General features: G+C 30.9%; 14 protein-coding genes. 5 read left to right on the top strand and 9 right to left on the bottom strand.

All coding sequences use genetic code 11. The annotated features are described in order from the left end of the window. Nucleotides 1-4 precede the first annotated feature (4 nt). Nucleotides 5-397: a DUF423 domain-containing protein gene (locus tag M3P09_RS02470; RefSeq protein ID WP_249971887.1), complete on the bottom strand. Its 393-nt coding sequence runs from the start codon at nt 395-397 to the stop codon at nt 5-7. A 112-nt stretch (nt 398-509) separates the two neighbouring features. Between M3P09_RS02470 and M3P09_RS02465 the strand changes: the two genes are divergently transcribed. Then, nucleotides 510-1,874: a saccharopine dehydrogenase family protein gene (locus M3P09_RS02465; protein ID WP_249971886.1), complete on the top strand. Its 1,365-nt coding sequence runs from the start codon at nt 510-512 to the stop codon at nt 1,872-1,874. 300 nt (nt 1,875-2,174) lie between these two features. On the opposite strand, the gene M3P09_RS02460 is transcribed toward M3P09_RS02465, so the two are convergent. Both M3P09_RS02460 and M3P09_RS02455 read right to left on the bottom strand, forming a co-directional pair. Then, entirely contained in the window at nt 2,175-2,591 is a 417-nt protein-coding gene (locus tag M3P09_RS02460) for a DUF6559 family protein (protein WP_249971885.1), read from the bottom strand. A gap of 12 nt (nt 2,592-2,603) precedes the next feature. Next, complete coding sequence (locus M3P09_RS02455) at nt 2,604-3,068, bottom strand: barstar family protein (protein WP_249971884.1); 465 nt, start codon at nt 3,066-3,068, stop codon at nt 2,604-2,606. Between the two features lie 222 nt (nt 3,069-3,290). On the opposite strand from M3P09_RS02455, the gene M3P09_RS02450 reads away from it, so the two are divergent. Then, on the top strand, nt 3,291-3,761 hold the full coding sequence (locus M3P09_RS02450) for an Lrp/AsnC ligand binding domain-containing protein (protein ID WP_099564794.1): 471 nt from the start codon (nt 3,291-3,293) through the stop codon (nt 3,759-3,761). A 95-nt stretch (nt 3,762-3,856) separates the two neighbouring features. Beyond that, nucleotides 3,857-4,405, top strand: a complete 549-nt coding sequence (locus tag M3P09_RS02445) for a DUF3575 domain-containing protein (RefSeq protein WP_249971883.1) — start codon at nt 3,857-3,859, stop codon at nt 4,403-4,405. A gap of 68 nt (nt 4,406-4,473) precedes the next feature. On the opposite strand, the gene M3P09_RS02440 is transcribed toward M3P09_RS02445, so the two are convergent. Further along, nucleotides 4,474-6,015, bottom strand: a complete 1,542-nt coding sequence (locus tag M3P09_RS02440) for a glycine--tRNA ligase (RefSeq protein WP_249971882.1) — start codon at nt 6,013-6,015, stop codon at nt 4,474-4,476. A gap of 128 nt (nt 6,016-6,143) precedes the next feature. Between M3P09_RS02440 and M3P09_RS02435 the strand changes: the two genes are divergently transcribed. Together M3P09_RS02435 and M3P09_RS02430 are read left to right on the top strand one after the other, a co-directional pair. Further along, a complete protein-coding gene (locus tag M3P09_RS02435) occupies nt 6,144-6,824 on the top strand; it encodes a ComF family protein (RefSeq protein ID WP_249971881.1) in 681 nt (226 codons plus the stop codon). 224 nt (nt 6,825-7,048) lie between these two features. Further along, nucleotides 7,049-8,665, top strand: a complete 1,617-nt coding sequence (locus M3P09_RS02430; protein ID WP_249971880.1) for an Ig-like domain-containing domain — start codon at nt 7,049-7,051, stop codon at nt 8,663-8,665. Here M3P09_RS02430 and M3P09_RS02425 read toward each other — a convergent pair. From M3P09_RS02425 to M3P09_RS02405, 5 genes are all read right to left on the bottom strand, one after another. Further along, the gene (locus M3P09_RS02425; protein WP_249971879.1) at nt 8,652-9,431 is read right to left on the bottom strand and encodes an amidohydrolase; all 780 of its coding nucleotides are present in this window, start codon (nt 9,429-9,431) and stop codon (nt 8,652-8,654) included. The genes M3P09_RS02430 and M3P09_RS02425 overlap by 14 nt on opposite strands. Nucleotides 9,432-9,437: 6 nt before the next feature. After that, nucleotides 9,438-9,917, bottom strand: coding sequence for a hypothetical protein (locus tag M3P09_RS02420; protein ID WP_249971878.1), 480 nt, complete (start codon nt 9,915-9,917; stop codon nt 9,438-9,440). A gap of 59 nt (nt 9,918-9,976) precedes the next feature. Further along, nucleotides 9,977-11,119 carry a methionine aminotransferase gene (locus M3P09_RS02415; RefSeq protein ID WP_249971877.1) on the bottom strand — a complete coding sequence of 381 codons (1,143 nt, stop codon included), beginning with the start codon at nt 11,117-11,119 and terminating at the stop codon, nt 9,977-9,979. Between the two features lie 64 nt (nt 11,120-11,183). Continuing rightward, entirely contained in the window at nt 11,184-11,876 is a 693-nt protein-coding gene (locus M3P09_RS02410) for a LytR/AlgR family response regulator transcription factor (protein WP_249971876.1), read from the bottom strand. After that, complete coding sequence (locus M3P09_RS02405) at nt 11,876-12,844, bottom strand: sensor histidine kinase (protein ID WP_249971875.1); 969 nt, start codon at nt 12,842-12,844, stop codon at nt 11,876-11,878. The genes M3P09_RS02410 and M3P09_RS02405 overlap by 1 nt, the downstream gene beginning before the upstream one ends. Nucleotides 12,845-12,925 lie beyond the last annotated feature (81 nt).

Genomic DNA, 12,925 nt, shown 5'->3' with positions numbered 1-12,925 from the left:
ACTACTATTTATCACCCTTATTTTTTGCGAAATCGATAATCAACAAAAACCACGCTATAATTAATAGTAATCCTCCTATTGGAGTTATAAAGGCAATACTTTTAAAATTGAATGCTGTTAATGTATTTGTTGCTAAACCATAAATAGAGCCCGAAAAGAAAAGCACACCTATTAATACAAAATAGAAAATAAAGCGTTTTGTTTTTTGAGATATAATCGAGTTGCTGCCCACAAACAATAGTAGAATAGCATGATACATTTGATAACGCATACCGGTTTCAAAAGTTTGTAATGATTCTGTCGATATTAATTCCTTAAGTCCGTGCGCACCAAAAGCCCCAAAAACAACACTGGTTAAACCTAAAATAGATGCAGTAATTAAAATTTTCTTGTTCATAATTAATATAGATTATTCGTAAAAAATCGTTTTTATATTTATTAAATTCGCAAAATCAATCTGCTTTTTAGCATACTTAATTAAAAAACAAAATTACTCAACAAATCTCACTATGCGAAAGATTTTAGTTATTGGTTCTGGAAAATCGACATCATATCTTATAAAATATTTATTAGATAAGTCTACATCTGAAAACCTGCACATTACCATTGGCGACTTACATATAAAAAATGCTGAAAAGCTAATTGGCAATTATGAAAACGCTACAGCCATAACACTAGATGTGTTTAATGAAAATTCGCGTGTTGAGGCTATTAAAAACGCTGACATTGTAGTATCTATGCTTCCTGCGCGTTTTCATATAGAAGTTGCAAAAAACTGCATTACCTATAAAAAACATATGGTAACGGCTTCATATGTAAGCCCAGAAATGCAAGCTTTACATGATGATGCCAAAGCAAACGGACTTGTTTTAATGAATGAAATTGGTGTAGATCCTGGTATAGACCATATGAGCGCCATGCAAGTTTTAGATAATATTAGAAGTAAAGGAGGCAAAATTATTTTATTTGAATCTTTTACTGGCGGACTTGTAGCGCCAGAAAGTGATACTAATTTATGGAACTATAAGTTTACATGGAACCCCAGAAATGTTGTTGTAGCTGGGCAAGGCAGTGCTGCAAAATTTTTACAAGAAGGCACTTATAAATATATACCGTACAATCGTTTATTTAGACGTACCGAGTTTTTAGAAGTTGATGGTTTTGGTCGTTTTGAAGTATATGCTAATCGCGACTCTTTAAAGTATCAAAGCGTTTATGGTTTAGATAATATTAAAACTTTATATCGAGGTACTATGCGTCGCGTTGGTTTTAGTCGTGCTTGGAATATTTTTGTAACCTTAGGAATGACTGATGACAGCTATACTATTGATGATAGTGAAAACATGAGTTACCGCGATTTTGTTAATGCTTTTTTAACTTATAGTCCTACTGACTCTGTAGAACTAAAATTAAGGCATGCCCTTAAAATAGATCAAGACGATATTGTTTGGGATAAACTAGTTGAACTCGATATTTTTAATGATAAAAAACGAGTTGAACTAAAAAAGGCAACACCTGCTCAAATTCTTCAAAAAATATTAATGGATAGCTGGACATTAAAAGAAGACGATAAAGATATGATAGTTATGTACCATAAATTTGGGTACGAACTTAATGGTAAAAAACACCAAATAGATGCTACTATGGTTGCCGTTGGAGAAGATCAAACTTATACTGCTATGGCAAAAACCGTTGGCTTACCGGTTGCCATTGCTACACTTGCCATATTAAACAAAAAAATTACAACGCCTGGTGTACAAATGCCTATTACTAAAGAAGTTTATGAGCCTATTTTAGAAGAGTTAAAAGATTTTGGTGTTCAATTTAACGAAAAAGATGTGCCTTATTTAGGTTACAATCCTTTAAATAATTAATATTTGGGCGTTACCACAAGGGTCGCGCTTTTTATTGCAATCTTTTTTTCGTGCCTCAAAAAAGGATTTCCACTACAATAGCTAACGCGGGAATTTGGAGGTTCGTTTAACGTCTCGGTTATGATTAGTACGGGAATAAATAAGCGATTAATTTCCGATTAAGAACTTAGCCAAAACTTTTTATTTTGTTTTAAATTTTTCATTTTCAAAGCCAAATCAAAAGATTTGGCGGACATTATAAAAACACACTTCCCTTTGGATTAAACACCAAAACCCGTTGTTGTAGGTATTTTTTTCCTATTATAGTCCGTCAAATATTCCTCCAATGAATTCTCCTATTCCTTCTAATAGTCCATCAAAAATATCTCCAAAATCTAACCACGAAGCATCAATATCTAAATCAGGAATTGCAAGCCAATCTGCAGAAGTTGAAGTTGCAAGTCCGCTTAACATCTCTGTTTTCATCTCAACATAATCACAAACTTCACCGGTAATTTCGTGATAAGCATCAAAGTCGGGATGAGAAGAGAATGTACACATAGCCCAACAATGCCAATCTATTCCACTAGAATCATAGTATTTAGATTTTTTTGATGCCTTTTTAACTTCTTCAGGTTTATAGTATTTTTTCTTTCCGTGTTCTGCAACTAATAATTTTCCAACATCTGATATATATTCTTTTTTATTAGGCGGCGAAGTTGGACATTGAGTGTTCATTTTTTTGTTTTTTTAATCAAGATTTTCTTTTTCAGTTATAAGGTCAACAAATTCCGCATCTCTCAAAAGTCTGATGATAAAGTCAAAATCTTCTTTTCCAAAAATCTTTTCTAGTTTTTCAGTCCCAGTTATTTCAATAATACAATCTCCTGGATAACCTGGTCCTCTAGCTGTGATTGCATCGTTAAAAGCATCAATATTTTTTCCAAAACCTTTTTTTGCCGAAAACTCAATATCTTCCACATATTTGTTCCAAAAGTCTAATTTTGAATCGCAGAACTCTCCTCGAATAAATATTTTTCTTAAATGTTTAATGTTCCCATTTTCGTCCTGCGTTATACTCATAAAAGTATCTTTCCCATAAGCAAACCTGTCAAATACTTTGGAATATCCTTGATTTAGCCACCTTTTGTAGATTAATTTATTATTAAAATACAGATAGAGTTCATTATCATCTTTAATTTCCTTTCGAAGCATTTATTTTGTTTGAATACCTACAATGTTTTTCAAGTATATGAATTCATTTTAATGATTTATATACTACGTTAAACGAAGTTAGCCAAATTTTCTGACAAAGTCAACTTCTATTCCGCACAAAGCATAGTTTCAATTTAAAACCAAATGCTTACTTTTATGTTTTAAAATAAAACAGAATAACAAAATTCCCATCTTCAAAGAAATGACATAAATAATTTATTAATGAAAGTTATAAATCAAAACATACACATTGATGGTATTGATAAAAAGATACTTAGAGCTTTAATGGGAGATGCCCGAACTCCAATTCTGGAAATAGCTAGAAATGTTGGTATTTCTGGAGCTGCCATTCATCAACGCTTACGTAAACTAGAAAAATCTGGATTAATTTCAGGCTCTAAATTTGTAATCAACCCAAAAGTGTTGGGCTATACTACTATGGCTTTTATTGGTATTTATTTAGATAAAGCCATCAGTAATCCTGAAGCTGTTAAACAACTTAAAAAAATACCTGAGGTTTTAGAGTGCCATTATACCACTGGTAACTGGAGTGTTTTTATTAAAATATTGTGTAAAGACAATGAACACTTAATGCATTTATTAAATAGAGAAATTCAATCTATCTCTGGAGTTTCGCGTACCGAAACTTTTATTTCTTTAGACCAACAAATTGATAGACAGATAAGTATATAGAAAATATTTTTTAATCAAATTTATTATAAGATTTTATTTATTCTTGGAATGGTTATTGTAAAAAATAACCAAATCAATTTAAAAAACATAATCTTATGAAAAAAGCTTACTTACTATTACTAGTTGCAATTTTATTATCTACATCTTTATTCTCTCAAGAAGAAACAAATGATGAAACCATTTCTTCTGAAAATTTTAATGAATTTAAACTCAATGGTCTTTACCTTGTTCTTGGTGCTTTTGATGTTACCTATGAACGAACTATTAACGAAGAGTCTGCTTTTGGTTTAAATGTATTTCTCCCTTTTGATGATGACGTAAATGATGATGTTAACTACTATATTTCGCCTTATTATCGTTTTTATTTTGGTAATAAATATGCTGCAGGTTTTTTTGTAGAAGGGTTTGGAATGTTAAACTCTATAAATGATTACAGACTTTCTAATGATGGCTTTGATACCATTTTGCAAGAAGAAAATATTACTGATTTTGCTTTAGGAATTGGTTTAGGTGGAAAATGGATTACTAATAGTGGATTTATTGGAGAGCTAAACTTAGGCTTTGGTAGAAACCTATTCAATAATGACAGATACGATTACGAAATTATTGGCAAAATAGGTATTAGTGTTGGTTATAGATTCTAATAAATAATAAAAACCCAAGCTAAAGCTTGGGTTTTTGTTTAATTTAAATATTCTAGTATTATAAAGAACTACATCTTCATTAACCAAGAACGTACATCTACTTCTTGCTTAATAATATGGCGTAAATCTTCAATCTTAACACGCTCTTGTTCCATAGAGTCTCTATGGCGAATCGTTACAGTGTTATCTTCTATGGTATCATGATCAACAGTAATACAAAATGGTGTTCCGTTGGCATCTTGTCTTCTATAACGTCTTCCAACAGCATCTTTTTCATCATATATTACATTAAAGTCCCATTTCAAATCTTCTACAATTTTACGTGCTATTTCTGGCAAGCCATCTTTTTTAACTAAAGGTAAAATCGCTGCTTTTACTGGCGCTAAAACACTTGGTAGTTTTAGTACGGTACGCTTTGTACCATTTTCCAGTTCCTCTTCTTGTAAAGCGTTTGAGAACACTGCTAAAAACATACGATCCAAACCAATTGAAGTTTCTAACACGTAAGGCGTATAACTTGCATTTTCTTCATGGTCGAAATATTGTAATTTCTTTCCAGAATATTCTTCGTGCGCTTTTAAATCGAAATCGGTTCTTGAGTGAATGCCTTCCAATTCTTTAAATCCAAATGGGAATTTGAATTCAATATCAGCAGCAGCATCAGCATAATGAGCCAATTTTTCATGGTCATGAAAACGGTATTTATCTGCGCCCATTCCTAAAGACAAATGCCATTTCATTCTGGCTTCTTTCCAATGCTCGTACCATTTTTGTTGAGTTCCTGGCTTTATAAAAAATTGCATTTCCATTTGTTCAAACTCGCGCATTCTAAAAATAAATTGTCTTGCAACAATCTCATTCCTAAAAGCTTTACCTGTTTGCGCAATACCGAACGGAATTTTCATTCTCCCCGTTTTTTGCACATTTAAAAAGTTTACAAAAATACCTTGAGCGGTTTCTGGACGTAAATATAAATCCATCGCACTTTCGGCAGAGGCACCAAGCTTGGTTCCAAACATTAAATTAAATTGCTTAACATCTGTCCAGTTTTTACTTCCTGTTAATGGGTCTGCAATTTCTAATTCTTCAATTAGTGCTTTAACATCAGCTAAATCTTCATTCTCCAAAGATTTTGCCATCCGCGAAAGCGTGGCTTTTATTTTTTCCTGATATCCAACAACACGTCCGTTAGTAGAAACAAACTCTTCTTTATTAAAAGCATCGCCAAAACGTTTTGCAGCTTTTTTAACTTCTTTATCTATTTTAGCTTCAATTTTGGCACAATAGTCTTCAATTAAAACATCAGCGCGATAACGCTTTTTAGAATCTTTATTATCAATTAACGGATCGTTAAACGCATCAACATGCCCCGAGGCTTTCCATGTGGTTGGGTGCATAAATATAGCTGCATCAATGCCTACTATATTTTCATTCATTTGCACCATGGCTTTCCACCAATAGTCGCGTATATTTTTCTTTAACTCTGCTCCGTTTTGTGCATAGTCATAAACTGCACTTAAACCGTCATAAATTTCACTGCTTTGAAATACATATCCGTATTCCTTTGCATGCGAAACCACCTTCTTAAATTGATCATCTTGATTTGCCATGGTGCAAAAATAAAAAACCGTTTAAATTCAGTACTATACATTCGTTATTTATTATCGAATTTTATAAAGTTTTTAATGAAACAGATTTTAAATTATAAATCGTTAATTTTATTGTAGATAATTAATTTATGGGGCTTCAATCTGTTATAAATCTTTTCTTTCCCAAAGTATGCTATGCTTGTCTTAATTTACTAGATGATAATGCAGATACTATTTGTATAGATTGCAGACACGATTTACCAGTTACTAACTTTCATTTTGATGATAATGATGCAGTTAAAAAAGTGCTTTATGGCCGTGCAAAAGTTGAAAACGGAACTGCTCTTTTTAGGTTTGAAAAAAAAGGATTGGTACAACAACTTATTCACGGATTAAAATACAAAGGCTACGAAAATATTGGGTTTGTTTTGGGTAATTGGCTTGGTGGAGAATTAAAAGATGTTGAAGCATACCATACCATTGACATTGTTATTCCTGTACCGCTGCATAAAAAGAAATTGAAAAAAAGAGGTTTTAATCAAGTTGCCAAATTTGGACAACAAATTGCAAAAATTATAGATGCAGAGTTTAAAGATGATGTTCTAGTAAAAATTACAAATACAAAATCGCAAACTACAAAAAGTCGTTTTACTCGATGGACTAATAGTAGTGAATTATTTGCGCTTAAAAATATGGACGCTATTGAAAACAAACATATTTTATTGGTTGACGACATTATTACAACAGGAGCAACTTTAGAAGCCTGCATAAATGTTTTAAACCAAGTAGGAAATATAAAAATTAGTATTGCCACTATGGCAATAGCTTAATGTATTGTTCGTTATGTTTAGAAACCCAAAATAGATTTTATAATATATAATTTGTGTTAAATTATGTAGGTTTCTTCAGTAAAATTAAATTTTGCTCAAAAAAATACAAAATTTAGTTTCACTTTAGTAAACGCTTCGCTAGTACATAAATTTTTTCATTCCGTTTTTTGTTAATTTCAGAACGAAAAAATTCACGTACTTTTGCTAAAAATTTAAAATTTTTGATGAATAAATCCCTTTCTAACTTTATTTTTATAGCGTTTATATGCTTGGTTTTTATTAATTGCGCAAATCGAGGCACACCTGGTGGTGGACCAAAAGACGAAACCCCTCCTAGTATTGAGAGTTCATCCCCTGATAATTATTCTACTAATTTTAAAGGGAATGAAATCAAGATTGCTTTCAATGAATATATTAAGATAAAAGACATACAAAAACAGCTTATTATTTCGCCTCCAATGAAATGGCAACCAGACATATCACCCGTTGGTAGTGCCAGCAAAGAAATTAGAATTAAGATTAATGATACACTACCACCAAATACTACTTATGCATTTAACTTTGGAAATAGTATTAGTGATAATAATGAAGGCAACCCGTTTCCTTACTATAGATATGTACTATCAACCGGTGATTATATAGATTCCTTAACCGTAAAAGGGCAAATTGTTGACGCTACAAAAAGGCAGCCTGAAACATTTGTATCTGTTGCTTTATACGAAGTGGACTCTACATTCAATGACTCTATAATTTACAAAGAAGTTCCAAAATATATTACCAATACATTAGATAGTCTTACTACGTTTTCTATTGAAAATATTAAAGCTGGAAAATATATGCTTATGGCTTTAAAAGATGGAAATGAGGATAATAAATACCAACAAAAAACAGATCAAATAGCGTTTCACCAAGAGTTTATTAACGTCACACCAACAGATTCTACATTTTATCCCTTAAAATTGTTTTCTGAAGAACCCGATTTTAAAGCGATAAGACCGCGTTTAATATCTGGAGAAAAAATTGCTTTTGGTTATGAAGGAGATTATAAAAATATGGATATTAAAATAACTTCTGAAATTCCAGAAGATTTTACTCATAGAATCACCAAAGACGAAAAAACAGACACCCTTTATTACTGGTATAAACCTAGGTTAAAAGTAGACTCCTTACTCTTTAAAGTATCGCATCCAACCTTTGAAAAAGATTTTACAGCACGAATTAGTGAGCAAGAAAGAGACTCATTAATAATTAAAGCTGAGCCTTCTGGTAATATCAGTAAAGAGGCTCCATTTAAAATTTTTGCAAACACTCCATTTACTGCCTTTGATGCCTCGAAAATAAGTATAATGGATAAAGATTCTACTGGTGTAGATTTTTCTACTGAATACGATTCTATTGCTAATACTTATAATTTAAACTTTGAAAAAACCGAAGATAATAATTATAGAATTCAAGTATTACCTGACGCCTTTGTTGACTTTTTTGATAACAAAAATGATACTTTAAAATTTTCGGTTAGCACAAAAAAAGAATCCGATTTTGGTTACGTACGTTTTTCACTAGCAAATGCAAAATACCCTATTATATTTCAATTAACTGACGTTAATGGTGAAGTTAAATATGAGCAATATTCCACAAAACCTGAAGCTTTAGATTTTTTAAATTTAGATTCTGGAAAATACTTTATTAGAGTTATTTTTGATACTAATGGGAATGGAAAATACGACACTGGTAATTACCTTAAAAAGATTCAGCCTGAACGTGTAAGTCATTTTGAAATGGATGAAGAAGTAAGACCGGACTGGGGGCTAGTGCAAACTTTAAATTTTATTGAAGAGTAAACTGATCTCTATCATTTAAAAATTTAAGTTTATTTCTGTAAGCCGAAATGTGTCTTTTTTCTAAAGTAACTATTTCTGTCTGCTCTTTGTTAACTTCAAATGAGGTTAATAAATCTCCTAAAACATTATAAACAGCCGAATGACCTGAATATTCACTATTAACACCATCAATCCCTATACGGTTTACACCAATACAATAACTCATGTTTTCAATAGCTCGTGCTTTTAATAATGCATCCCATGCAGAAACTCTTGGTTTTGGCCAATTAGCAACATATATTAGAACATCGTAGTTTTCAGTATTTCTTGCCCAAACAGGAAAGCGCAAATCGTAACAAACTAAAGGGCAAATGCTCCAGCCTTTATACTCTATAATTACTTTTTCTTTTCCAGCAGCAAACACTTTATCCTCTCCTACCAATGTAAACGTGTGACGTTTATTATAAATAGTGATTTTACCACTAGGTTCAACAAATAACAAACGATTATAATAGGCATTGTCCTCTAAAATAATAACACTTCCAACAATTGCGGTATTATGCTTTGAAGCTTCATATTTCATCCATTCAACCGTTTTACCTTCCATTGTTTCAGCAACTTCTGCGGCATTCATAGTAAAACCTGTTGTAAACATTTCTGGTAATATAATTATATCTACCTGCTCTGTTATATCTTTAATTTTTTCAGAAAAAGCCTTCCTGTTTAGTTCAGGTGCTTCCCAAACCAAATCTGATTGTAATAAAGCTACTTTTAATTCATCCTTCATAAATGTCTAAACTCTTTTTAACCTATTTTCAGCTTTTATATGAGCTTTTTTATATTTCTCAATCTTTTTAAGCCACTTCGCTTCGTCTTCAGGAGATAATTTACCTTTCTTTTTAAGCTTTTGGTATTTTTCTATAGCCTGTCTATGCTTTTTTACAGACTTATCAAAATTAGATTGAGCTTTTTGTTTTCGTTTTAGGGCTTTTTCTGCTTTATTTTGTCTCTTTTTTGCTGTTTTTTGTCCTTTTTCAGCCTTTTTTAACCTTTTTTGCTTTTTTTTAGATGCTTTGTCTAACTCCTTTTTTTTATTAAAAGCCAGCATAATTTGCTCTTGCTCTTTTTTTGTTAGTGTATTAGTAACATCTGCTCCATCATTTAAAATACTTTCTCCTTTTACTGTGTAAGTATTTCCGTTAAAATTTACCTCTTGAGCATTTATTATAAAACTAAAGCTTAAAAATAATATTACAATCCAAAATTTCATCATTTCTAAATTTAAATTAATATTATTTTTTAGACACAATGTTTTTTAAAAAGTTACTTATCTTAAATTCTATTTAAAATATCTGCAGCACGCTTTAGGGTATCGTCCTTTTTAGCAAAACAAAATCTGAGGATTTTACTCTCTATTTTAGTATTGTAAAAAACTGATATGGGTATGGATGCTAATTTATTTTCAACAGTTAAACGCTTTGCAAAATCTACATCATTTTCTTTTGTAATTTTTGAATAATCTAACAATTGAAAATATGTTCCTTTTGATGGTGTAAACTTAAATCGTGAATCTTTTATTAAACTTAAAAACAAGTCTCTTTTTTCTTGATAGAAACCTGATAGTTCTAAATAATGGTTTTCATTTTCTAAATATTGTGACAATGCTTTTTGCGTTGGATGATTTACACAAAACACATTAAATTGATGCACTTTTCGAAACTCATCCATAAGCTCTTTTGGAGCACAACAATAACCTGTACGCCAACCTGTATTATGAAATGTTTTTCCAAAAGAAGCAACTACAAAACTTCTGGATTTTAGCTCTGGGAACAAGCATGCACTTTGATGTTTTTCGCCATCAAATACAATATGTTCATAAACCTCATCACTCAATATTATAATATCTGTCCCTTTTGTTATGTCTTGTAATCGTAACATATCGCTTTCAGAAAAAACAGTACCTATAGGGTTTTGTGGTGTATTAATAATAATCATTTTAGTTCGATTATTAATTTGAGATTTCACCGCATTCCAATCCACTTTAAAGCTTGGAGATTCTAATCCAATTGAAACTGTTTTCCCTCCATTTAATTCTATTGCAGGGTCGTAACAATCGTAAGCAGGTCTAAAAACAATAACTTCGTCATTTGGTTTTATAAATGCTGATATAATACTAAAAATGGCTTGAGTAGCACCAGCCGTTATTGTAATTTCTGTTTCTGGATGATAGGTAGAATTATATAACAAATCAAACTTTTTAGCAATGGCTTGTCGTAATTCAAAACTCCCTTGCATGGGGGCATATTGATTGTACCCTGTATGCATTGCTTTTGAAACCAAATCAATAAGTTGTTGATCCATTTTAAAGTCTGGAAAGCCTTGAGATAAATTTATAGCATTGTGCTTTTTTGCTAAAGCACCCATAACAGTAAAAATGGTTGTTCCTACTGTTGGAAGTTTAGAGATATGTTGCATGGGATAAAGATAGTGAGTTCTTCATACAATTCGAAAACAACAATTTTTAAAAGGATCAACCTAATTAAACTCCTAATACTTTTAGTAATTCCTGCTTATAAGTTCTCCCAATGGGGATTTTATTTTCTTTTATAAAAAGTGTATTTCCAGAGATTTTATCTATAAATTTTCTATTTATAATAAATGATTTGTGTACTTGTATAAATTGATTTTCTGGTAATTTAGTCGTCCAGTTCTTTAAAGAATCTATATACGATAGTTTTTGTGTTTCTGTAACTACTGTAATATAATTTCTGTCAGACTCTATATAAAGTATTGTGTTTAAAGTGAGTTTGTGTAGTGTTTTATCTACATTCAAAAAAATGGTCTCTACTTCTTTTTCTTCATTACTACTTTTTGGTATTTCAATTCTGTCTTTCGCTTTATTAATCGCTTTTAAAAAGCGATCAAACGAAAAAGGTTTTACTAAATAATCTACTATAGTATCTAACTCAAAACTGTTGGCAGCATAATCTGGATAAGCAGTTGTCATTATAATTGCTGGCGGTTTTTTAATGGTTTTAATAAAATCTAATCCAGATATATCTGGCAAATTAATATCCAAAAAAACTACATCAGCCGTGTTTGTGTTTAAAAACGAATTAGCTTCTATAGCTGCTTTAAATGTGTCTACCAAATTAAGGTTAGGAATTTTGCCAATAAAATTCTTTAATACTCTTTGAGCAGGAATTTCGTCTTCAATTATAATACAATTCATTATAGCTCTAATTTTAGATGCACTTTAAATGTTTCAGCTTTATCAATTGTAAAGGCATATTTATCTTTGTATATAAGTTCTAATCGCTTTTCTAAGTTTTGCAAACCTATTTTGAAATCGGTTTCACTTACTTTCTCTTTATCAAAATCGTTCTCACAAGTACATATCAAAACATTATCCTCTACACCTATATGTATAGAAATATCACTATTTAGAGTACTATGCTTAAAGGCATTTTCTATAATAGTTATTAAAAGTAACGGTGCAATTTTATAATGAAACGAATTTATAGCTTTTGTATAATGAATCTGTTTTGTGCCTTCAGTTCTTAACTTCTGAAATTTCATGTAATTATCTATAAACTGAATTTCTTTTTCTAAAGAAATAGTTTCAGAATTACTTTCGTATAATACATGTTTTAAATTATCAGATAACATTAAAATAAGGTCGGCAGCTTCGTTTGGTTTTTCTAAAGTATAAGAATAAATAGTGTTTAAGTTGTTAAAAAGCACATGCGGATTTATTTGCGATTTTAAAAACTTAAGTTCCATTTCGGTATGCTCTTTTTTAATTTGCTCAACTTCTGCCTGCTTGTCTAAAAAACGATACAACATCCATATAAATGAGAAAAAAATAAGAGGCACTAAGGTTTGCCATAAATAATCACTTAAGCATTTCATTACAGAGCAGCCACATTGTGCAAACACATTACAGTACAATTGGGTAGCAAAAAAAGAGATGGCTGCAAATACAAAAACATATAAAATGTAGAGTCGCTTTTTGATAAAAAACGGAAGCAATATAAAATGATTTACATATACAATAACTACGAGTATAGAAAGGTATTGCAAAAATGGATTTTCGCGCCAATAAAAATCTGAAAACAGAAAAAGTGACACAAACACGAACAGCATCCAAAATAAGATGTGTACTAAAATTTGCGAAGTGTGTTTTTGTAAAGTAATCATTTATTGCTGTTGAAAGTTAACAGAAATGCTTTAACCACCAAAAAATTATGTACAAAAAACCTTTATAGTATTGCAAACTAC

The organism is Jejuia spongiicola, assembly GCF_023502325.1.
Classification (GTDB): Bacteria; Bacteroidota; Bacteroidia; order Flavobacteriales; family Flavobacteriaceae; genus Wocania_A; species Wocania_A spongiicola.
Note: the sequence above shows the minus strand (reverse complement) of the source record. Positions and strands in the feature narration are given on the sequence as shown.